Origin of the sequence: Burkholderia sp. 572 (genome assembly GCF_040545135.1) — a bacterium.
GTDB classification, from domain to species: Bacteria; Pseudomonadota; Gammaproteobacteria; order Burkholderiales; family Burkholderiaceae; genus Burkholderia; species Burkholderia cepacia.
On sequence record NZ_JBEPLH010000007.1, the window covers coordinates 287371 to 308991 of the forward strand.

A 21621-nucleotide genomic window follows, 5' to 3' on the forward strand; every position below is an offset into this window, starting at 1 on the left:
GTCCTCGGTACAGGGCTGAAGCGGAAGCGTCTGCGTTGCTCAGAACGCGATCGGATACGGCGCGAGCTCGCCGCTCTCGTAGCGTTGCGGCAGGTCCGGCGTCGCGTTTTCCCAGACGAGCAGCATCGACCGCTTCGTCGAATAACCCTGGTGCCGGATGTCGGCAGGCATCGCGCAGATGTCGCCGGCGCGCATCGTGACGCGTGCGCGCGGTGCGCCGGTGTTCTTGTCGCCGATGTCCCACACGATTTCGTCGGACAGTTGCAGGAACCATTCGACGCGGTCGTTGCCATGGAACACCGGCAGGATGAATTCCTCGGTGGTCGGACAGAACAGGCTGCGCCCGCAGACCGACGTGACCGACGGATTCCACGTGACGTCCGAACGCGACAGGTACTTGAACAGGTTGAACGCGTGCAGTTCGCCTTCGAAGCCCGGCTCGACATGCACTTCCGGTTCGTCCTGCGCGACGTCGAGGAACGCGCGGTTGACCGGCAGGTCGTCGCGCAGCGGCGAGTCGCCCTCGAGGCCCGGCATGCGGCGCGTCGCGATGCGCGTGCGCTCGATCGCCGCGCCGTTGTCGCCGTGCTTGCGCCCGAACGCCGTGCCCGTTTCCTCGGGCGCCGCGAACGGATCGAAGCCTTCGTTCGTCCAGTCGTGCAGCATCGCCTTGAAGGTCGCCATGATCGTGGGCGTTTCGAAGGTCTCGGTGTAGTCGACCCCGGCGTCCTTCAGGATGCCGTTGAACGTGCCCGCATACACGTCCACCTTGCCGTAGTGATTGCGCGTGCCGAACACGTGGTCGAAATTCACCCAGCCGTAGAAGAAGCCCCACGCCACGTCGCGCATCATCGCGCGCAGGAACGCGTCCGCCGGCAGCGCATGCGTGCGGGTCCGGCCTTTCGCGGGCCAGCTGATCTTCACGAAGTATTCGTCGCGCTGGAACGCGAATTCGCCGAGCTGGAAGCGGCGGTAGCCGGTGACGGCATCGGCTTCGGTCGATCGCACCAGATCGGCGGCAAAGCCCGTGGAAAGGTCGAGGGTGTCGAGGGTGGCCATAACGTGTCTCCTGGGAATGTCGAATGAGGTCGGACGAATCAGTGCAGGCAGATTTCGGCCCACTTCTCCACGGACAGCTCGCCAAGGACGGTCTGCACCAGCGCGACGCCCGGCCGGCTCGCGGTGAAGCGGTATGCACAACCGGCCGGCAGCAGCGCCTGATGGCCCTTGCGCAGCACGACATACCCCATCTTGCGGCCGGCCGGCTGGGCGCCGGCGCTCACGGTGCCGCGTCCCGACTTCGGCGGCGAATCGAGCTTGATGAAGTCGATCCGGACTTCGCCGTCCATCTGGATCACGAACTCGTCGTGCGGGCACGCGAACCACGGCGACTGGCCGTCGGTCCGCAGCACTTCGATCACGTATTCGAGGTTCTTGCCGGCGACGACCTTTTCATACGGCGCCGATTTCGATGCGACCTCGAACACGTTCGAGAACGCGTAGTGGCGGGCGCTGCCGCTGGTGATTTCGATCTCGCCCTTCCGGTAATGGTCGAGCGAGCCAAAGACGGTGTGGAATGCCGTGTCGGTCATTGCTGTCTCCTGAGTTGAACTGCTTGTTGGATTCAACTCTAGGGGCAACGCACAGCAGCAACAAGGCAACGGACGGCGATTACGGCATTTGCGTTTCGCGAATAATCCGCGCGGTTCAACGCACCCAGCCGCGCTCCAGGAGGGGACGATCCCACGGGGATTCGTCGCCGATATGGTCTGCAAGGAATTCGACCAGCGCCTTCACCTTCAGCGCCTGTCGCTGCGTCGCGGGATAAACGGCGGCAAAGCTCAGCGGCGCGAGCTGATAGTCGGTCAGGATCGGTACCAGGCGGCCCGCGACGAGCGCATCGCTCGCCACGAGCGTGGGCAGGCAGACGACGCCGCCGCCGGTCAGCGCGTACTCGCGCAGCAGGTGCACGGAGTTCGAGCGGATCATGCCCGGCAGCTCCATTTCGACGACCTCGTCGCCGCGCGTCATCGTCCAGCGGTTGCGCGACGGGTAGCCGGAATACAGCGCGGTCGTGTGCTGCAGCAGGTCGCGCGGATGTTGTGGCGCACCATGCGCGGCGAGGTAGGCGGGCGACGCGCAAAAGAGGCGCCTGACGGTGAACAGCCGCCGTTCGATCAGCGACTCGGAGATCGGCGGAAAGATCTGGAACGCGATGTCGAACCCTTCTTCGACGGGGTCGACCACACGGTCGTTGACGATGACGTCGATCTGGATGCCCGGGTAGCGCCGGTTGAATTCCATCAGCGGCGCGCCGAAATGATCGAGGGCGAAACCGGGCAGCATCTGGATGCGCAGCCGCCCGGTGGGCGTGGCGCGCAGCTCGCGCATCTGGTCCGTCAGTTCGTTGACGCGCCCCACGACCTCCGCGCACTCGCGATAAAACGCCTCGCCCACTTCCGACAGGCGCACGTGGCGGGTGCTGCGATGGAACAGCGGCGCGTTGACGAACTTCTCGAGCTGCTGGATGCGGTTCGTCACGACCGAGCTGGTCACGCCGAGCTGCCGCGCCGCCTCAGCGAAGCTGCTCGCCTCCGCCACCCTGACGAATGCTTCGATGCTCAGAAACCGGTCCATGCCGCGCCCTTTTTCGACAGCGAAACCGGCAGTCTACCCGTGCGGATATCGGGCTGTGTCATGCGGGAGGCGTCACTGTGTCACCCAATCGATGTCAATCGCCGGCGGCGCCGCCCGCCGCATGCACCGCCCTGCCCGCGCGGGCCTTACCGCGATTGCTCGCCGGCCGCCAGTTCCGGCTGCACGGCTACGCGGCGCTGCAGCACGGCCGGCGCGGTTTCCTTCAGCAGCAGGCTGACCAGGATGCCCAGCACGACCGCACACATCGGCAGCCACAGAATGTTCTGGATGCCAAAGTGTGCGGCGACATAGCCGCCCAGCGCCGGCGCGATGCCGCCGCCGAAGATCTCGCCGACGCCCACCACCACGCCGATCGACGTCGACACGAGCCCGACGGGCGCGGCCTCCGTCGCCACCGGGCCGGACAGCAGCGACACCAGGCCGAGCGTGAAGAACGACGCGACGAACAGCACCCCGAACAATGCGAACGGCTCCGGGCCGAGGCCGCGGAACAGATAGAGCATCACGGCCGTCCCCGCGAAGCCGACGATGCTCGCTAGACGGCGGCCGACCAGGTCGGACAGGCCCGGCAACCCGAACTGCCCGAGAAAGCCGCCGAAGCCGATCGCCGACACGACGAGGCCCATCTTCTGCGTGCCGAGCGCCAGGTAGTCGGTCAGGTACAGCGGCAGCAGCGCACCGAGCACGAATACGCCCGTCATCGCGCAGCACAGCGCGGCCATCGCCACGAGAATGTTGCGGCTCCTGAGCACATGGCCGAGCGATGCCGGTGCATGCTCCGACGCGACGGCCGGCGTGACCTTCGGCTCGCGGATGACGAAGAACATGATCGCGCCGAGGATCAGGCCGGGAATGGCGACGAGCGCAAACACCCAGCGCCACGACACGAAACCGAGCAGCTGCGTCGCGATGATCGGCGACAGCGCGAGCCCGAACAGCGCGAAGCCGCTTTGCTGCAGGCCGAGGTTCAGCCCGCGCCGCCGCGGATGCGATGCGTCGGCAGTCGCGGCAAAGCTCGTCGGGCAGAACGAGCCCTCCGCGACACCCATCAGGCCGCGAATCGCCATCAGCCCGAGCAGCCCGCCCGCGAGCCCCGAGAAGCCCGACAGCAGCGAGAACGCGATGATGGCCGGAATCAGCACCTTCCTGCGGCCGACCTTGTCGGAGATGCCGCCCATCAGCGCCGCGAAGATGCCCCACGACAGGCCGAGCACGCCGATGCAGTTGCCGACGTCCTGCGCGTTCAGGTTGAGGTCCTTCATGATCGAAGGGAACAGCGGCGCGATCAGCCAGCGGTCGAGGCCGACCAGCCCGAAGCCGAGCGCCAGCAGCGTGACCGCCTTCCACTCATAGGAGGTATCCCACTCGTTTGCTTTCATTTCCGTCTCCGTGGACACGGGTTCGCCTGCGCGCGACGGAGCGCCTGCGCATCAGCCAGGTCCGATGGTTTTTGTGTGCGATGTGAATCGCCGGGAAGCGCCGGCTGCCGTTCCGGTTCGACATATCGAATCCGGCCAGCCGACGGCACAACGATAGGTGCAACGCCGGGGATCGGGTATCGAACGCGCGGCGAACGCGACATTCGCGATATGCAAATAATCGGCGGCGGTGGGCGGAAGTGACGGTGGGAAGGCGGGGAGAGATCGGTCGTGGGGGTGAAGTGACGCGCGATTGCGCGTCTCGGGGGAAATCCCTCATGGACATCCGGGCGACCGGGGACTGGCCCGTTCACGCCCGGCATGCACCCGATCCGGCGAGGCCGGGCGATACGTGCGGACAACGTATTTCGTATGACAAAAGATGCGTTTTCGATCTTCGACCGCGGTGGACTTTGACTCGGGTTCCGGAATCTTCGCGCTTATGCAGTTGGCCATGGCGAGCCGTGACGGAAACCGCCTTCCACACTATCAAACTGAAAACGGCAAAACTGCTGTCAAGCAGGCACGCATACCGGGTGCACGAGCGCGATCGCACGCACATCGATTTTTATATTTCAAATCCGCCTTATCTATATTCGAATTAGGACAAGTCGAATTTCGAATTGCCAACATCCAATCCGGCTCGGCATAGTTGCCTGCAACCTCCGCGTCCGAACCGTCCAGAAAGGGATAGCGACAAATACCACCCCTGACGAACTGATATAAGACTTTTCCAACCAAAACAAAATACCCAACCGAATCAGAAAAATGTCGAACACCGTTTCAGAGCTAATTGATTTCCATCTCAAAATACCAATAAACCTTTAAAACCCCCATTGTTTGATATTCTTCGCACCGAAATCACGATCACCACTGTTTTACCGCATTGAAAGTCCGACTCAAAGAATACGAAGCCAGAAAAGCAACGAGATTGCCGTTATGTCGATAGCAACAGCATTACGAAACTTTGCGTCCGGTCTGGTCGACTGGAACAACCGGCCCGTCGCCCTGCATTTCGGGCAGGCGCAACACGCGGTCGGCCATCTGCTGGCGCTTCATCACGCCGATATTCGCGAAGGATTGATGTCGGGAATCGACGGGCAGCTGACCTGCATATCCACCCACGCCCATCTGGCGCCCACGCTGTTTCTCGGCCTGCCGGTGTCGGTCCGGCTGACGACCGACCGGGGCGACGTGCGGGCGATCAATGCGATCGTGCACGACGTGCAGGCCGGTCAATCCGACGGCGAGTTGACCGTGTATCAGCTGCGCATCTGCGATGCGCTGTCGTTGATGGACCGCCGCATCAATTCCCGGGTATTCCGGTCGCGAAACATCATCGACATCCTCGGCACGCTGCTGAACGAATGGCGGCAACGCAGCCCCGCACTCGCGCGCGCGTTCGATTTCGACCTGTCGGGATTGCGAGCCGAACGTTATCCGGCACGCGAGCTGACGCGGCAGGTCAACGAGTCGGACGCCCGTTTCGTGCGCCGGCTGTTGCGACGCGAAGGCATCACCGTCTTTGCAAAGGCGTGGGCGGTCGGCAACGCGCGCGGCACGGCCGACGAGCGGCCGATCCACACGCTCGTGTTCTGCGACGACCCGCTGCGATTGCCGGAATCGCCTGCCGGCACCGTGCGCCTTCATCCGCGCGATTCGGGAACCGCGCAACGCGATACGGTGACGTTGTTTGCGCATCATCAGCGCCTGTCCCCCGGCAAAGCCGGCCGTCCGTCGTGGGACTACAAGAAGGCGCGCATGGACGATTCCGCGATCGCGACGAGCATCGATCAGGGCGACGCCGGCAACGACCTGGCCCGGCTGCTGACCGATGTCGCGATCGACATTCCGCACGTCGGCGACTCGTGGAACGATCACGACCGCATCACGCATGACCGGATACTCGCCCACCAGTTCGCGGCGGAGCGCTACGACGGTATCGGCCACGTTCGCGACATGCCGGTCGGCTGCTGGTTCACGCTGACGGGCGACCCCGAACTCGACATGAAGCCGGCCGAGCAGCGGCAGTTCGTCGTGACGTCGGTACAGCACGACATCCGGAACAACCTTCCCAAAGACCTGGCCAGCCGCGTGATCGCGCTGTACGCAGCCAGCCGGAACCTCGCGCAAGCCGCCCCACCCGCGCCGGCCGATGCGTCGGAACAGGCGGATACGCGCTACGAGAACCATTTCACGTGCGTGCGTCGCGGCGTGCCGCTCACGCCGTCCTACGATCCGACAATCGACCTCCCGCCGGCTCACCTGCTGACCGGCACGATCGTCGGCACTGAGGGCGAGGAAGTATTCTGCGACGCGGCCGGCCGCGTGCGCGTACGGATTCATGGCTTCGATCCCGCCGATCACGAACACGCGCAAGGCGCCGGAACGAACGGGTCGGCCGGCGACAGCGCACCGATACGCGTCGGCGCGAGTCTGGCGGGCGGAAACTTCGGCACGCTCTTTCTGCCCCGCGTCGGGATGGAAGTCTTGCTGGGGTGCCTGTCGGGCGATCCGGACCGCCTGGTCATCATCGGCGTGCTGAGCAACGGGGCGAACCCGCCCGCGACGTTCACGCATACCGGCGCGCTGCCCGGCAACCGTTACGTGTCCGGGATCAAGACGAAGGAAATCAAGGGCGCTCGGTACAACCAGCTTCGCCTGGACGATACGCCGTCGCAGATATCCGCGCAGTTGGCGAGCGAGCATGCGCATACCCAGTTGAACCTGGGTTATCTGACGCAGCCCCGCAAGGATGGACACGGTGCCGATCGGGGCGAAGGCGCGGAGTTGCGCACCGATGCCGCGGCGGCCTTGCGCGCGGCCCAGGGCATCCTGTTCTCGACCTATGCGCGCACATGCGCGACCGGTGGTCAGCTCGATCGTGACGAACTGATTCAGTTGCTCGACCAGTGCATGATGCTGTTCAACTCGCTCGGCGACTATGCCGGCCAGCACGGCGGACGAGCCGCGGATACCGCCGGGCAGGAGAAGATCGTCGATGCGTTCCGTCACTGGAAGCCCGACCTTGCGGATGCCGGTTCCGCCGGCGACACGTCCGCCTTGATGGCGTTCGGCGCACAGGCAGGATCGCTGCACGTCACGCCCAGGACGCATGTCATGTATGCGGGCGAGAACATCGACCAGATTGCCCAACGGCACGTGCAGGTCGCGAGCGGTGAGCGCATCAACCTGCACGGCGGCCATGGCGTCGCGATGTTCGCGCACAGCGGCGGCGTGTCGGCCATCGCGAATCGCGGGAAGGTGACGATCCAGTCGCAGGACGACGACACGCAGGTGGATTCCGCGAAGAACATCCAGTTGACCGCGGCCGGCGGCAAGCTCGCCGGCATGGCGAACGATCAGGTCGTGTTCGTGACGTCGGGCGGTGCGTACCTGAAGCTGAACGGCGGCGACATCGAACTCGGGTGCCCCGGCACGTTCACCGTGAAGTCGGCCGGCCATGCGTGGGGCGGCCCGGCCAGCATGAGCACCGACATGCCGACGTTCGACCACGCCCCGCTCGGCCGTGTGCCGAAACTCGTTCGCGCGACCGACGGCGATGCGGTGGCGGGGTTCGACGGGCACCTGCAGCGGGCATCCGAAGCGCTGTCGAACGTGACCACCGACGCGGCCGGCGAGCTGCCCGCAGTGCATGGCGACCAGTTCGAAACGCTGTCGGTGCAGTTCATCAAGAAGAACGGCTAAGACCATGACCGATTCGATTCTCGACCATCGGCCAGTAGCGGGCGCGCGCGCCGACGCGCCCGACACGACGACCGACGCACCCGCCACCGCTGCATCGCACTCCGAATTGCCCCCTGTCGTCGTCGGCAGAGCCGAGGGGCCGATGCTGTTCGACAACGACAAGCGGCTCATCTGCGTCAAGCAACTGCCGTTGCCCGGCGTCGTCATCTTCGTCCACGGCGTCAACTCCGAGGGCGAATGGTACAAGGCGTCCGAAGAGGGATTGTGCAAGGGCCTGAATCGTCGGCTGGGACGCCTGGACGACCAGATGACGTATCACGGAGTCGACGCCGGGCAGTTGACGCCTGCGAAGTACACCGAGAGCGTGACGCCGGAGGGGTTTCTGAATCCGGACTTGCTGCCGGACAATTACGTCATCCCCGATCCGTCGTTCTCACCCGTCATCCATTTTCGGTGGGGCTACCGCGCGACACTGGAAGAACTGAAGGAATACGGCGACAAGATCTTTCTCAACGAGAAGGATTATTGGGGAGGCGGCCCGTTCACCAATGGCTGTTCGAGCTTGCCCGATCTCTGGCACGACGGCCTCGACGACCGAGCCGTGGGGTGGATAACCGTGCAGGGCATCAACCCGACCAACCGGCCGCTGTATCGCGCGCCGCCGCGTGCCTATGGCGTGCTTGCCGCGTTGCGGCTTGCCAAACTGATCGAGTCGATCCGGAAGATGCGCGCCGACGCGCCGATCACCGTCGTGTGTCACAGCCAGGGGAATATCGTCGGCCTCACGGGCGCGTTCTTCGGTGACGCGTTTCCGGAAGTGGAAGATCCGTGGGGCCGCAAGGGACGCTGCGTCGCGGATGCCTACGTGCTGGCGAATGCCCCGTACAGCCTGGCGAACAGCGAAGGCCCGCACAAATCCGACACGTTCATGGATACCTGGTCGCAACGTGCGACGAAGGATGCCGAGGGCAAGCGCGGCCGGCAGACCTACGCAGCGCGCACTCAGACGCTCCGCACTTTCTTGTCGATGATTGGCGATCGCGCTGCCCATGAACCGTCGCCAGACACGGTCGACGCCGACATGGCGAACAATCGGGTATCGCCGACGAGCAACAAGTCGTATACCGCACTGGCCGACCGTGCGCGCCACGGCCTGAACGGATCGACATATGGGCGCGTCACCGCGTATTGCTGTCCGCACGATCAGGTGATTTCGGCGATCACCGTGCAGGGTATCGGCTGGCGCGGCATCGACAAGCACGAACTGACGGATATCGGCGTACACGGCGTCCTGACACAGCGCGTGTTCGCGTCCGGCTTCGATGTCGGTGTGCAGAAGCGCTATCGCTATTGGGAAGACGACTGGCGGTACGGCAAGAAAGGCACGAAGAGGGGCTTCTGGTATCCGCCCTCGCCGCCGGCGAAATTCAATCTGATCGGTGCGCTCAAGGGGAATGAGTCGGTGTGGGGAATGGCGGCAACGCTGTTCTCGGCGCCGATCATGTTCGTCGCGACCGCGGTCAGTTCGGCAATGAACATGTTTCGCGTGAACGCCGATCCGCCGAAGGGTTGGGAGGTATTGGCGGACGCACCGGCCCTGGACGAGACGTTTCCGCCGCAGGCGTTGAGGTTCGACAAGCCGATTCTGACCGAGGACGGCGAAGCAACGAGCGCCTTCAACGAAGACAACGATCCGCCATCCGCATGGCGCGATGCCGGCAAGATCGATGCGGCCAAACGGGCCGACGATCCTTACGACCAGTACAAGGCGAAGAACAAGGACGGTGACGCGCACGGTACGGCCGCGAGTGAAGCCGGGCAACGTTACGAAGACCGCGCCCTGATGCGGATGGAAGCGCGCCGCACGTTGAACACGGAGTGGCTCGACAGCGACGGTCACGTCATCGGTGAAGATGGCAAAAGCGCTCTACCGGATGGCTACAAAGAGTGGCGAGACAAGCAGATCGTGGACTGGCTCGATCGCGGTACGACGAACAGCCCGACGAACCACTCGACGACGATGACCAACCCGGAGCATGCGGAAAAAGCGCTTGCGTATGACGTCGCGATTGGTCCGTGTTACCTGACGCCAAAACAGATGAGAGCTCTGCGCATTGAGGCAGATTGGCGGATGGGGAATGGTATTCCACTCGACAATCTGAACAAAAAATACTTCGACTATTTTGAGTCCGGGCAACTCGACCGAATGACAATGCATGAGTGGGTGCATGCCAATGATTGCGAAGGCAATATGCCCGGCAAAATCGTAGACGAGCGCGAGGGCCAGCTCTATCTGAAGGTTGGAGGGCCGCTATGAAAGCTTTGATCGCCACTCGATCCCGACGCATCACCATCGCCTTTATGGTCTGGTTAATCGCGATCCCGCTGATGGCCACGCTAATGGCACATGTAGAACAACCGGACCCGGCACACTTGAAAATGGGAGATTGGATGAAACGATTCGTAGCTGTGCCCGGCTTGCTGGCGCTCATGATGTTTCTATTCACCACGGCCATGGCACGGCCGGCCCAAGCCGAGACGCACCCCATTCCCCCCACTCTGGAAGCCGCCCGTACAGACGATCCGGCCAGGAACCCCGTTGCGCAAGTCGTCGGCATGATTTGGTTGAATCCATTGCAACGGATGGACTATCCGACAGAGTGGCAACTGTTGTGGGCGCAAGGGCTTGTTACGCCCAACAAGAACGACGATATGGTACGGACCAAGCCTGAAAAATTCTCTTCGCTTCGGTCAATTGGCGCACTGGTCTACGGCAACGAAGGGGAAGAGACGTTCAAAGGCTTCTATGCCAAGTACATTGATAAATCCATACTGCTGCTTCGAACGCGCTATGGGATGAATTCAAAGTACTTCTACACAGTGGGCCCCAAGAATCAGAAGGACTGGCGCGAACTCGCCGGCATACGCGTTGAAATTGCCATTCCTACTCGTCTCGACGCAACGTTCGCTCGGTCGCGCCTGGTCGATCGAATGATGACATTCTATGAAATCGGCCCGCCTTCCCCCAAAACTCTGTGGAGCCGCGACACGCCCCCTGATGTGCAGATCACGCAAGGCGGTGCAAACGCCGGCTTCACATCACTGAACAACGCGCTGGACTACCTGCAAGCGAACCCCGACAAGAGCGTGTGGGTAATGAATTGGGACGCGCCGAATTTCCCGCCCACCGACGCCCAGATCAACGAGAACCTCGTCGTGCTGTTCCTCGCCGGCCCGACCTTCAACACCGAGCGCGAACCGCTCGCGTGGATCGGCAAGGCAACGACCGGCAACACCGCCGAGTTTTCGCAGAAGGCCGGCACGACACGAACAGTGCAAGCGTGGAAGGCAACCATCGATCAGGCAGCACGCAACGCCGGGATTGCCGTTCCGGATATCAAGTACATCGTTCACGATGCCGGTGCCGGTAGCGACGCCGCATCGACGCGACTTGTCGGCCTATCGCAGACACTCACCGAAATCCTGCCGGAGTACGACCACAAGAATCAGGCGTTCAACACCGCGGCCTTGCTCGGCGACATGGGAACCGGCAGCGCCTTGACCGACGTTGCGCTGGCGATCGGCCGGATCAATCACTACGGCGGCAACGCGCTCGTCGCGGGCACGACCGACCCGAAACACCCCGCGGCCGTCGTGGTCATGCCGCCGGCCAATCTCACGCCGATCGATCCGAACGAGGACTGGTTCCGTGCGCGTGGCGGGAACAACGCTTACCTGCCGTGGTGGGGGCGCCGTCACGACACCAACTACGGGATGCAGGGCTATTCATGGTGATGCATGCCGACACACGGCGCGTTGAGCACGAACTCGACCGCCACACCGAAGCACACTGGAAAGGGGTTATATGCGAGGCATCATTCGAACAGGTGACCTGCACACTCACGGCGGCCGGGTCGAATCCGGGGCGGCGACGAGCAAGGTGATGGGACGCGCGGTCGCCCGCGTCGGCGATGCATGTTCGTGCCCGCTTCACGGCGCCTGCGTGATTGCGGAAGGAGACATGGCGTTCGATGTCGAAGGCCGCCCCGCCGCATTCCACAATCACAAGACGTCCTGCGGCGCGGCATTGATTTCTACCCTGCAAACTTCCGGGCGCATCTGAATGGCACAGATTCGACGCATGACAGCCGAACAGTTTCAGTTGTTGAGGCTGCACGATACCCGGATCAAGCCGGTGAACCGGTGGGCCTTGTTTGAAATCTTCGTCAGGGGCCAGTCGCAGCGCAAGCTCGCCGCCGAACTCGGCATCACCAATTCCGCCATGTCGCAGCTGGTCCGGAGAGCGTGGCAGCGATATCTGGCATTGCCGGGCAACGACACGCGCCTGACCACCCTGACGATCACGATCCCTGCCAGGTACGAAAGCGCCTTGCATGCATGGGTGCGCGACACTCACCGACAGGCCACGCCACTCGATTCGCTGTGACCACCCGGTCGAGCCGGGGGAAACGCCGCGCCCCCTTCCCCGTTTCGCAGACGTCGCGGGGTATCGTTTCCCCCGCAACCCAGAGACGGGGCCATCTCGCGCGGCGCCATTGATCAAGAAACAAATTCCCCCAATCGCCACAAAAACAAAACCACATTCCACGCCAGACCCAAACACCAACCCATTTTGGATCCTTTTTCCCTTCTGTCCCCCGTATCATTTCTCCCATTCTGAAAGAACAGAGCAAGAGACGGACATGAGCGAACCCACCACGCTGCACTACCTCGACTACGCAGCCACGACGCCCGCCGATCCCCACGTGATCGAAGCGATGACGGCCTGCCTCGGCTTCGACGGCATCTTCGGCAACCCCGCATCGAGCTCGCACGCCGCCGGCCGGCTGGCGAAAGACAAGGTCGAGCAGGCCCGCGCGCAAGTCGCCGCGTTGATCGGCGCGGATGCCGACGAGATCGTCTGGACGTCCGGCGCCACCGAATCGAACAACCTCGCGCTGAAGGGTTACGCGGAAAACGCGACCGACAAGCGCCACCTGATCACGAGCCGCATCGAGCACAAGGCGATCCTCGACACGATGGCGAACCTGTCGAAGCACGGCATGTCGGTCACGTTCGTCGCGCCCACGCGCGACGGCGAGATCACCGCCGACGCAGTCGCTGCCGCCATCGGCCCCGATACGGGCCTCGTGTCGCTGATGCTGGTGAACAACGAGCTCGGCACGCTGACCGATATCGCCGCCATCTCCCGCATCGTGCACGCCGCCGGCGCGCTGCTCCACGTCGACGCCGCACAGGCGCTCGGCAAGACGCCGATCGACGTGCGCACGCTCGGCATCGACATGCTGTCGATGTCCGCGCACAAGGTGTACGGCCCGAAGGGTATCGGCGCGCTGTTCGTGCGCCGCGACATCGCCAACCGGATCGCCCCGCAAATCCACGGCGGCGGCCACGAGCGCGGCCTGCGCTCAGGGACGCTCGCGACGCATCAGATCGTAGGCATGGGCGTTGCATGTGAACTGGCCGCGGAAAAGCTCGACGGCGAAGCCGCGCGGATCGCGGCGCTCGGCGCGCGCCTGACGAACGCGCTGGCCGCGCTCGGCGACGTCACGCAGAACGCGGCCACGGCACGCCGCATCCCGCACACGCTGAGCCTGACGGTGAATGCGCCCGGCTTCTTCCCGTTCATGCTCGACGAAGCGCTCGCCGTGTCGTCGACCTCCGCGTGCAACTCGGCCAGCGGCGCACCGTCGCACGTGCTGACCGCGATCGGCCTCGACGCGGAGACGGCGGGCCGCACCGTGCGCGTGAGCTTCGGCCGTTTTACGACGGAGCAGGACGTCGATTTCGCGATCGCCTGTTTCCGCCGCGCGATCGAGCAGTGTCGTGCGACGGCCGCGAACGGGTTTTCCGCTTCGCGGCAGATCACGCCGGCCGACCTGAAGGCGATCCGCAACGCCGGCTTCCGCTCGGTGATCTGCAACCGTCCCGACGGCGAAGGCGTCGACCAGCCGGCATTCGACGAGATCGCCGCGGCGGCTCGCGAACTGGGCCTCGACGCGCGCTACCTGCCGGTCGAGCGCGACCGCATCGGCGAGGCGGACATCGACGCATTCGGCGCGCTCGTCGATACGCTGCCGAAACCGGTGCTCGCATACTGCGGAAGCGGCAACCGGGCCGGCATGCTGTGGAATCGCCTGTCGGCACGACGCACGGCCTGAGGCGGCACACTACCGTCGTTACACCGCAACGTCCGCGTTCACGCACGAAGCCGACGCTTCGCTGCCTGAACGCGCGGTGACGCCGGCCTACTCGGCCTCACGTCCCTTCATCGCCGTCCATCGGCGTATAGATCGCCAGCTTCAGCGCGGGATCGTCGTTCGCCTGGAACGTCGCGTACTCGTAGCGCTGCGCGCCGCGTTGCGCGTGGACGAGCACCTTCTCGCCCGACACGCCGCTGCGCACGTCGTGCTCATCCCACCATTGCGCGAACTCGACGCTGCCGGCGCGCAAGCGTTCCACCAGTGCGACGAATGCCGGCTCGCTCGCGTAGAGATCGTGGTTCGCGCGAAACAGTGCGATCATCCGGCGCGCCTCGTCGGCCCAGCTCGCGGCGAAGAGCGCACGCGCGTGCGGCTCGACGAACATGTAGACGAGGATGTTGCGATCGGCTTCCGCCAGCCGGTCGAAGCCGAGCAGCTCGGCCGCTGCGGCATTCCACGCGAGGATGTCCCAGCGCCGCCCGGTCACGTAGGCCGGCTGTCGAAGATGTGCAACGAGCCGCGCGATCGCGGGCGGCACGCGCTCCGGCACGAACGCACGCGCCTCGTCGCGCCGTGCGAGCGTGCGCAGATGGGCAGCCTCGGCCTTGTCCAGCCGCAATGCGCGTGCCAGCGCGTCGAGCGTCGCATCCGACGGGCTGACGTCGCGCCCCTGCTCGAGCCGCACGTACCAGTCCACACCGATGCCCGCCAGTTCCGCCACTTCCTCGCGCCGCAGACCGGGCGTGCGCCGGCGCGGGCCGCCGTGCAGGCCGACGGCATCCGGCCGCAGCTTCTTGCGCCGCGAGCGCAGGAAATCGCCGAACGGGGTTCGCGTGGTGACGGTCATCGGGTTCGCTCCGTGCAGGGTGGTATTGGCCGATCCTGGGCTCGCGCCGGGCCTTGTTGCGGATTCTAAGCCTGCCAGAATCGGCGCGTCCCCCACCCTCGGGAACCCTCATGAAAGCTGCGATCCTGAAGTCACTCGGCCTGCCGCTCGCCGTCGAGACGGTGCCCGATCCCGTGCTCGGCACCGGCGAGGTCATCGTGGATGTCGTCGCGACACCGGTTCTGCCCTACGCGCGGGAAGTGTTCAGCGGCGAGCGCCGCTATCCGATCGCGCTGCCGATCGTCCCCGGCTGCGGCGCGATCGGCCGGGTCCGGCAAACCGGCCCCGATGCGACGCAGTTGCAACCGGGTGACTGGGTGTTCTGCGATCCGACCGTGCGCTCGCGCGACGATGCGCGGATGCCCGACATCGTTTTGCAGGGCTGGAGCGCGCGCGGCGAAGGCGGCAAGCAGTTGCAGCGGTATTTTCACGACGGCCCGTTCGCCGAGCGGCTGCGCGTGCCGACCGAGAACGCGGTGCGCATCGGCGATATCGCATCGGCCGACGCCGCGCGCTGGTGCGCGCTCAATACGCTGCTCGTGCCGTACGGCGGGCTGCTCGCGTCCGACCTGCGCGCGGGCGAGATCCTGCTCGTCAGCGGCGCGACCGGCCACTTCGGCAGCGCATGCGTCGCGGTGGCGCTGGCCATGGGCGCGCGGTGCGTGGTCGCACCCGGCCGCAATGCGCGCGTACTGGCCGACCTCGAGCGCCGCTTCGGCGATCGCGTGCGCACGGTCGAGCTGACCGGCGACGAAGCCGCGGATCGCGCCCGCATGCAGCAGGCGGCACCGGGGCCGATCGACTGCGTGATCGACCTGATGCCGCCTGCGGTGCCGGCGACGACGGTGCGTGCCGCCGTGATGGCCGTGCGCCCCTACGGGCGCGTGGTGCTGATGGGCGGCGTCGGCATGCTCGGCGGGGCGGGGCTCGAGCTGCCGTATCCGTGGATCATGCGCAACGACATCACGCTGCGCGGCAAGTGGATGTACCCGACAGAAGCGGTGACGCTGATGGCGGGGCTCGTCCACGGCGGGCTGCTCGACCTCGGGCATTTCGACGTGACGACGTTCGCGCTCGACGACGCGAACGATGCGGTCGCGCATGCTGCCGCGAACGGCGGGCCGTTCAGGGTGACGGTGATCGCGCCCTAGCCTCCGCATCGCGATCGTGGCGGCGTGCGATGCGACGCGATGAAAGGCGCGCGCGAAGCACTGCGCGAGTTTCCGCTGGCAAAGGCCGGGCGCCGGCGAATTCCGGCACAATGCCCGTCGTGTCCGTCACCCGAAACCCGCATGCCCTGCCCGCCAAACTCCCGCGCGCGGAAGCGCGCTGGCGCCGACGCCCTTTCCCCCGACAGCCCCTGCAACCGGCAGCATGCCGGCCGGGCCGCCGCGCTGCTGCTTGCCGTGAGCCTCGCCGCGTGCGACGCGACGCCCGTCCCTGACCGGCTCTCGGACTTCGACGCGACCTACGCGATGCAGGAGCGGTTCGGCCTCGGCGACGTGTTGGTATTTCTCGGGTCCTGCATCGGCGCCAAAAACCCGACTTATCCGGGCCAGGCCGCCTGCACCGCTGTCATCTACTCGAACGGCCACGGGTCGGAAACGCAGGCCGATTTCCACTGGAACGGGAAGAAATGGGTGGCCGAGCCCACCCAGTCGCAGGATCTCCTGCCTTACCCCGACCCCAAGCTCGCAGAGTGGGTGAAGTAAGCGCGCGCGACGCGCCGCTACTTCGGATACTCCAGTTGCAGTGCGACCCAGCCCGATGTCGCGTCACCGTAGCGTGCCGCGATGTCTGCGAGCACACCCGGAAGCACCGATTCGCCACGCCGTCCGGCCGGCATCGCCACGCGCGCGTGCCCGGCAGTCGCCGGCTGCGCCAGCAACCGCAGCCCGTGCCTCGACTCGATCACGCGCGCGCCCGCCGTCGCGACGACGTCGCTGCGCCAGGTCCGCGCCCACGCATCGGCCGTCAGCGCAACCGGAAGCTCGTCGAACCCGTCTTCGACCGGAAGATCGAACGTCTCGTGCCGCCAGAACGCGAGGCGGTTCGTCAATGCGACCGCCACTGCCGGCGCGGTCAACACGAACCGGCTGCCGTCATGAACGTCGCTCCATGCCTGCGCACCGACGCGCCGCGCGGTCTCGCGCGCCGCGGCCGGCCCGGCCAGCGCACCCACCAATGCCAGCGAAGCGGGAATCGACGCCGACACGCCGGTCGTCGTCATGACGTCGCCGTCCATCACATAGCGGCGATCGTCGACCCACTTCGTCCCGGTAAAGCGGCGACGCAGGCGGTCGCGCGAATACCAGTGCGACGTCGCCGTGCGATGCTGGAGCAGGCCCGCGTTCGCGAGGACTTCCGCGCCATCGCAGATCGCCACCATCGTCGCGCCGCCGCCGGCCTGCTTGCGCAACCACGCCAGCACCGCCGGCCGGTCGGCACCGTGCAGCGCGGGGACGATCACGACATCCGCCCCGGCTGGAACGGCCGCGTCGAACCGGTCGAACGTGGTGTCGGCCAGCATGCGCAACGCGGGCATCAGTTCGACCTCGCCCTCGTCGGCCGATACGGCGACGACATCGGCCGCACCGGACGTCTTCAGAATCGCGTACGGAACGATGAAATCGGTCGTCTCCGTTCCTGCATTGTCCGCGACGATCGCCACGAGCGGCCGCACGCGGCCCGCCTTCGGCGCGCCGACCGTGAGCGCTCGCGCGACCGGCGGTGCGTCCTCCGCCCACACCGGTGCCGGCCACCCCGCCGCACACGCGCCCAGCACCGCGCACACGAGCAGCACTGCCCCACCTGTCTTCCCTGACCGCATCGTCCACCCGTATCCGTCGATTGCACGTCCGGAAAATTACAAGGATCATGCTCGCGGTCACAAGGACAACTCCACCGCACTTTCCGCCATGTCCCAGTCAACCTGTTCGGCACGCGACATCGTTGTCGTCGGCTTCGAAGGCGTCCAGTCGCTCGACATCACGGGCCCGATGGAAGTGTTCGCGGTCGCGAACCGTCATCTTCCCGACCATGCGCTGCCGTACCGGCTCACGCTCGCGTCGCAACACGGCGACGACATCGTCACGCACGCGGGCCTGCGCCTCGCCGGTACGGCCCCGCTGGCGGCACTGCCGGGGCAGATCGACACGATCGTCGTCGCCGGCGGCAATGAAGCGGCACTGCGACACGCCGCGTCGGAAGCCGGCGTGCTGCCGTGGCTGCGCACGCGAATCGCGGACACGCGGCGCATCGCGAGCATCTGCACGGGTGCGTTCGTGCTCGCCGCGGGCGGATGGCTGGACGGCAAGCGCGCGACCACGCACTGGAACCAGTGTGCGACGCTGCAGGCGCTGTGCCCCGACGCGCGAATCGAACCGGACGCGATCTACGTGAGCGATCCGCCGTTTCATACGTCGGCCGGCGTGACGGCCGGCATCGATCTGTGTCTTGCACTCGTCGAAGCGGACTGCGGCGCGCCGACCGCGCTCGCGGTCGCGCGCGAACTCGTGCTGTTCGTGCACCGTCCCGGCGGGCAGGCGCAGTTCAGCGTCGGGCTCGATATCCAGGCCAACGCGACGCCGCGCATGCGGACGCTGCTCACCGGGATCGCCGACGATCCGACCGGCGATCTCGGTGTCGCCGCGCTGGCCGCACGGATGCACATGAGCGAACGCTCGTTTGCGCGCAACTTCCTCAAGGAAACCGGACGATCGCCCGCGCAGTTCGTCCTTGCGGCACGCGTCGAGCGCGCGAAGGCGCTGCTGGAGCGGGCCGACTGGCCGCTCGAGCGGATCGCCGAGCGGTCGGGATTCGGCAGCGTCGACGCGTTGCAGCGCGCATTCGCGAAGCAGGTCGGCGTCTCGCCGCGCGACTATCGCGCACGCTTCGGCGTGAGGCGCGACCGGCAGCGGATCGCGTAGGCCGGCGCACCGCGCAATACGCGTTCCAGGATACGTTGAACCTGAACCCCGTCGCGGACCTGCGGGCCGTGCGCCTGAATCACGCACGTCGCGAGCTTCGGCTCGGCGATTCCGTGACGTCTGCCGCGGCCACCAAATGGGGCTCCCGGCACCTGAGCAGTTTCGCGCAGGACTATCGCGCGATGTCCGGCGAGTTGCCGTCGGCCACCGCGAAGCGCTACGCGCGCCACGCAACCTGAACGCCTGTCACCTTCCGGCGGCCGGTGCAAACGATCCCGCGCCGGCCGCCGCCCTGCCTGCTACGTCACTCGTCCTGCTGATCCTGCTGCGCCTGCACCTGCCGCTGCCGGATGAACTGCCGCACATCGCTCATCGTCACGCGGCCGGTGTGCTTCGCATCGATCTCGTCGAAGTGCTTCGACACGAAGCCCAGGCCGCTGCTCTGCGCCTGCGCCTTCGTCACGGCCGCGCCGTTGCTCAGCACCGTATTGGCGCCGAGCCGCGCATCGACACGCTGCTGTGCCTGCTGCTGCAACGTCGCGCCGGTCGACGGCAGCACCGGCGCCGCCCGCGTGGCAGGAAAGAACGGACCGTCGACACCGTGCCCGCCGTGCGGCAGCTTCACCGGCGCCACCGACTGCGGCGGCAACGCGTGGGCACTGCTCATCACGGCACCGAGGACGATCAACGGGGACATACGCCGCATCAAATTGATTAGGGACATGATCACTCGCATTCAATGGATGAATAGAGGGTTCCTTTGACAAGGAGTCCGTCGCTCAAGGGGCCGCCGCCAGCGTCGTCGCGGCCGTCGCGCCCGGGACGCTGCCGGTCGGCACGCCCGGCGGGTTTTCATCCGGCCACGGCGGCGGCAGCGTGTGCAGCGTCAGTGCCGTCGGAATCCGCGCGCCCTTGTAGAACGTCTTCAGGTCCCGCTTCATCTGCGGACGGGCAACGTCGTCCAGGTAGATCATGTGGCCGCCCTGGAAGAAGTTCACCTGCAGCTTCGGATTCAGGCCCTTCACCGTCTGCAGCCGCGCGAGCTGCTTCTCGGTGTTGAAGAACGGCGTCGCGAGATCGTGGAAACCGTTCTCCGCGAGCACGCGCAGCTTCGGGTTGAGCTGCAGCGCACCGAGCAGATCGGGGATCGTGTCGGGCATCGGCTGGCCGTCGTGCGAGAAGTCCCAGACGCCGATGATGTTGTCGTTCAGCGGCAGGTACGTCGCGTTCGGCGCGGTGTAGCCGAGGTAATCCGGCATCTGCGTCGCGAGCGCGTTCGTGAACGGCTGCGAAATCAGGATGTCGGACGGGTCGCCGTCGTTCTGCAGCCGCGGATCGGAGTTCGGCAACGACACGCGTCCGTCATACCGGCCGATCGTCGTCCCGGGCAGCAGGCTCGTGCCGAACGGATTCGCGTTGAAGTAGCCGCGCAGCGCCTGTTGCGTGAGGCTCGACGGGATCGACCACAGCTTGAGCGTCGCGTCGCTCGGGAACACCGGCGTGCCGAGCGCATCCGGAATGCCGAGCTGGCTCAACACCCACGACTGCGAATACTTCTGCAGCTGGTTGTAGATCAGCGTCGTGAACAGTTCCGTCTGCAGTGCGTACAGATCCTGGTTCACCGGTGCCGGCGAAACCTGGTTGAAGTACGCCGCGACCGCCGCATAACCGGGCAGGTAACCGGCCACGGTATCGGTTTCGAGCAGCAGCCCCTCCGTCGACTGCGTGATCGCCACGGCTTCCACCGCATCCGCGAAGTAGTTCAGGATCGCCGACTGCAGCACGATGCCCGTCAGGTGCACGCCGGCCGATTCGAGCGCCAGCGCGAGCATGTCGGTACGCGGCGTGCCGTACGATTCGCCGTACAGGTAGATCGGCGACGTGCTGCGGCTGTTGACGTTCAGGTAGCGCTGGATGAAGTCGCGCATGATGTTCACGTCCGCGTCGGAACTCCAGTATTTCTGGTTGGTGTTCGGCAACACGGCTTCCGACAGCCCGGTGCCGGGCGGGTCGATGAACACGAGGTCGGTGGTGTCGATCAGGCTGTCGGCGTTGTCGACGAGCGGATAGTTCGGCCAGTTGCTGCCGAACCCCGGATCGGGCGTGGCCACGCGGGTCGGCGCGAACGAGCCGAGACGCAGCCAGATCGACGACGAGCCGGGGCCGCCGTTATAGACGAACGTGACAGGGCGCGGCTTGCCGTTCGTGCTCGGCGCGGTGTACGCGACATACGACATCGACGCTTCCGCATTGCCGTTCGCGTCCTGCGCGGTCAGGTGGCCGGTGGTCGTCGTGTAGTTGACGGTCGTGCCACCGTTTTTCCACTGGTAATGCATGACGGCCGCTTTCTCGGACACCTGGGCGGGCGCGAGGCCGTCGCCCGCGTTCAACGAATAGGCGACCTGGTCGACGTAAGGCTGGTTGGCCGCCGGTGTCTGGCTGCTGGCCGCTTGCGCGCTGGCCTGCTGACTGGCCGTTGTCTGCGCGAGGCTCGACGCGCCGACGGACGACGAATCGTCGCCGCCGCACGCCGAGAGCGCGAGTGTCATCGCGGTCAATGCGCCTAGCCCGGCCATCCGGCCGCGATGGCCATGGCTGCCGGTACTGCTCCTGTCTGGTTTCATCTCGTTCCTTGTGGCTGGTTCGGATACCGCTTCACAAAGGCCGCCCTCACTGGCGAGACGCGCAGCAACACCCGCCACTCGCGCAAAGGCGGTTGGGATCGGACTGCTTCAAGAGACTGAACGTGATACAGACACAGCAAACTGCTGGCGAGAATCGTGCTTGAACCGCCCCCT

General features: G+C 65.6%; 18 protein-coding genes. 10 read left to right on the forward strand and 8 right to left on the reverse strand.

The features are described from left to right. Positions 1–39: 39 nt before the first annotated feature. The 4 genes from ABIC51_RS16000 to ABIC51_RS16015 all read right to left on the reverse strand — a co-directional run bounded on the left by ABIC51_RS16000 (position 40) and on the right by ABIC51_RS16015 (position 4037). Entirely contained in the window at positions 40–1059 is a 1020-nt protein-coding gene (locus ABIC51_RS16000) for a hydroxyquinol 1,2-dioxygenase (RefSeq protein WP_027789805.1), read from the reverse strand. A 38-nt stretch (positions 1060–1097) separates the two neighbouring features. After that, complete coding sequence (locus tag ABIC51_RS16005) at positions 1098–1592, reverse strand: cupin domain-containing protein (RefSeq protein ID WP_027789806.1); 495 nt, start codon at positions 1590–1592, stop codon at positions 1098–1100. Between the two features lie 115 nt (positions 1593–1707). Then, positions 1708–2637, reverse strand: a complete 930-nt coding sequence (locus ABIC51_RS16010; RefSeq protein ID WP_027789807.1) for a LysR family transcriptional regulator — start codon at positions 2635–2637, stop codon at positions 1708–1710. A gap of 146 nt (positions 2638–2783) precedes the next feature. Next, positions 2784–4037 (reverse strand): MFS transporter, encoded by a 1254-nt coding sequence (locus ABIC51_RS16015; protein WP_060171584.1) that lies wholly within the window; start codon positions 4035–4037, stop codon positions 2784–2786. A gap of 978 nt (positions 4038–5015) precedes the next feature. On the opposite strand from ABIC51_RS16015, the gene ABIC51_RS16020 reads away from it, so the two are divergent. The 6 genes from ABIC51_RS16020 to ABIC51_RS16045 all read left to right on the forward strand — a co-directional run bounded on the left by ABIC51_RS16020 (position 5016) and on the right by ABIC51_RS16045 (position 13966). Then, positions 5016–7784, forward strand: a complete 2769-nt coding sequence (locus ABIC51_RS16020) for a type VI secretion system Vgr family protein (protein ID WP_354006544.1) — start codon at positions 5016–5018, stop codon at positions 7782–7784. A 142-nt stretch (positions 7785–7926) separates the two neighbouring features. Further along, entirely contained in the window at positions 7927–10101 is a 2175-nt protein-coding gene (locus ABIC51_RS16025) for a T6SS effector phospholipase Tle3 domain-containing protein (protein ID WP_354006560.1), read from the forward strand. After that, complete coding sequence (locus ABIC51_RS16030) at positions 10098–11579, forward strand: virulence factor (RefSeq protein WP_354006545.1); 1482 nt, start codon at positions 10098–10100, stop codon at positions 11577–11579. The genes ABIC51_RS16025 and ABIC51_RS16030 overlap by 4 nt, the downstream gene beginning before the upstream one ends. A gap of 70 nt (positions 11580–11649) precedes the next feature. Then, positions 11650–11907, forward strand: a complete 258-nt coding sequence (locus ABIC51_RS16035) for a PAAR domain-containing protein (protein ID WP_081072723.1) — start codon at positions 11650–11652, stop codon at positions 11905–11907. Positions 11908–11925: 18 nt separating this feature from the next. Continuing rightward, positions 11926–12231 (forward strand): TrfB-related DNA-binding protein, encoded by a 306-nt coding sequence (locus ABIC51_RS16040; RefSeq protein ID WP_354006546.1) that lies wholly within the window; start codon positions 11926–11928, stop codon positions 12229–12231. A gap of 256 nt (positions 12232–12487) precedes the next feature. Continuing rightward, positions 12488–13966: an aminotransferase class V-fold PLP-dependent enzyme gene (locus ABIC51_RS16045; RefSeq protein ID WP_354006547.1), complete on the forward strand. Its 1479-nt coding sequence runs from the start codon at positions 12488–12490 to the stop codon at positions 13964–13966. 97 nt (positions 13967–14063) lie between these two features. Here the strand turns inward: ABIC51_RS16045 and ABIC51_RS16050 are convergent, their stop codons facing one another. Next, positions 14064–14855, reverse strand: coding sequence for a helix-turn-helix transcriptional regulator (locus tag ABIC51_RS16050; protein ID WP_175899229.1), 792 nt, complete (start codon positions 14853–14855; stop codon positions 14064–14066). A 110-nt stretch (positions 14856–14965) separates the two neighbouring features. Between ABIC51_RS16050 and ABIC51_RS16055 the strand changes: the two genes are divergently transcribed. Further along, complete coding sequence (locus ABIC51_RS16055; protein WP_175899227.1) at positions 14966–16045, forward strand: alcohol dehydrogenase catalytic domain-containing protein; 1080 nt, start codon at positions 14966–14968, stop codon at positions 16043–16045. Positions 16046–16084: 39 nt separating this feature from the next. Continuing rightward, on the forward strand, positions 16085–16606 hold the full coding sequence (locus ABIC51_RS16060) for a hypothetical protein (RefSeq protein WP_226128178.1): 522 nt from the start codon (positions 16085–16087) through the stop codon (positions 16604–16606). A gap of 17 nt (positions 16607–16623) precedes the next feature. On the opposite strand, the gene ABIC51_RS16065 is transcribed toward ABIC51_RS16060, so the two are convergent. Beyond that, the gene (locus ABIC51_RS16065; RefSeq protein ID WP_175899224.1) at positions 16624–17724 is read right to left on the reverse strand and encodes a DJ-1/PfpI family protein; all 1101 of its coding nucleotides are present in this window, start codon (positions 17722–17724) and stop codon (positions 16624–16626) included. A gap of 88 nt (positions 17725–17812) precedes the next feature. On the opposite strand from ABIC51_RS16065, the gene ABIC51_RS16070 reads away from it, so the two are divergent. Together ABIC51_RS16070 and ABIC51_RS16075 are read left to right on the forward strand one after the other, a co-directional pair. Continuing rightward, entirely contained in the window at positions 17813–18823 is a 1011-nt protein-coding gene (locus ABIC51_RS16070; protein ID WP_060171602.1) for a GlxA family transcriptional regulator, read from the forward strand. 35 nt (positions 18824–18858) lie between these two features. Next, on the forward strand, positions 18859–19062 hold the full coding sequence (locus tag ABIC51_RS16075; RefSeq protein ID WP_244112279.1) for a helix-turn-helix domain-containing protein: 204 nt from the start codon (positions 18859–18861) through the stop codon (positions 19060–19062). A gap of 65 nt (positions 19063–19127) precedes the next feature. Here ABIC51_RS16075 and ABIC51_RS16080 read toward each other — a convergent pair whose 3' ends face one another. Then, a complete protein-coding gene (locus ABIC51_RS16080) occupies positions 19128–19559 on the reverse strand; it encodes a hypothetical protein (protein ID WP_049098427.1) in 432 nt (143 codons plus the stop codon). A gap of 43 nt (positions 19560–19602) precedes the next feature. Beyond that, positions 19603–21447 carry a S10 family serine carboxypeptidase-like protein gene (locus tag ABIC51_RS16085; protein WP_175899222.1) on the reverse strand — a complete coding sequence of 615 codons (1845 nt, stop codon included), beginning with the start codon at positions 21445–21447 and terminating at the stop codon, positions 19603–19605. Positions 21448–21621: the final 174 nt, after the last annotated feature.

Bases quoted from the DNA above. Each gene is read 5' to 3' on its own strand.
- ABIC51_RS16000 (WP_027789805.1), bottom strand. From the start codon at position 1,059: ATGGCCACCCTCGACACCCTCGACCTTTCCACGGGCTTTGCCGCCGAT.
- ABIC51_RS16005 (WP_027789806.1), bottom strand. From the start codon at position 1,592: ATGACCGACACGGCATTCCACACCGTCTTTGGCTCGCTCGACCATTAC.
- ABIC51_RS16010 (WP_027789807.1), bottom strand. From the start codon at position 2,637: ATGGACCGGTTTCTGAGCATCGAAGCATTCGTCAGGGTGGCGGAGGCG.
- ABIC51_RS16015 (WP_060171584.1), bottom strand. From the start codon at position 4,037: ATGAAAGCAAACGAGTGGGATACCTCCTATGAGTGGAAGGCGGTCACG.
- ABIC51_RS16020 (WP_354006544.1), top strand. From the start codon at position 5,016: ATGTCGATAGCAACAGCATTACGAAACTTTGCGTCCGGTCTGGTCGAC.
- ABIC51_RS16025 (WP_354006560.1), top strand. From the start codon at position 7,927: ATGCTGTTCGACAACGACAAGCGGCTCATCTGCGTCAAGCAACTGCCG.
- ABIC51_RS16030 (WP_354006545.1), top strand. From the start codon at position 10,098: ATGAAAGCTTTGATCGCCACTCGATCCCGACGCATCACCATCGCCTTT.
- ABIC51_RS16035 (WP_081072723.1), top strand. From the start codon at position 11,650: ATGCGAGGCATCATTCGAACAGGTGACCTGCACACTCACGGCGGCCGG.
- ABIC51_RS16040 (WP_354006546.1), top strand. From the start codon at position 11,926: ATGACAGCCGAACAGTTTCAGTTGTTGAGGCTGCACGATACCCGGATC.
- ABIC51_RS16045 (WP_354006547.1), top strand. From the start codon at position 12,488: ATGAGCGAACCCACCACGCTGCACTACCTCGACTACGCAGCCACGACG.
- ABIC51_RS16050 (WP_175899229.1), bottom strand. From the start codon at position 14,855: ATGACCGTCACCACGCGAACCCCGTTCGGCGATTTCCTGCGCTCGCGG.
- ABIC51_RS16055 (WP_175899227.1), top strand. From the start codon at position 14,966: ATGAAAGCTGCGATCCTGAAGTCACTCGGCCTGCCGCTCGCCGTCGAG.
- ABIC51_RS16060 (WP_226128178.1), top strand. From the start codon at position 16,085: ATGAAAGGCGCGCGCGAAGCACTGCGCGAGTTTCCGCTGGCAAAGGCC.
- ABIC51_RS16065 (WP_175899224.1), bottom strand. From the start codon at position 17,724: ATGCGGTCAGGGAAGACAGGTGGGGCAGTGCTGCTCGTGTGCGCGGTG.
- ABIC51_RS16070 (WP_060171602.1), top strand. From the start codon at position 17,813: ATGTCCCAGTCAACCTGTTCGGCACGCGACATCGTTGTCGTCGGCTTC.
- ABIC51_RS16080 (WP_049098427.1), bottom strand. From the start codon at position 19,559: ATGCGAGTGATCATGTCCCTAATCAATTTGATGCGGCGTATGTCCCCG.
- ABIC51_RS16085 (WP_175899222.1), bottom strand. From the start codon at position 21,447: ATGAAACCAGACAGGAGCAGTACCGGCAGCCATGGCCATCGCGGCCGG.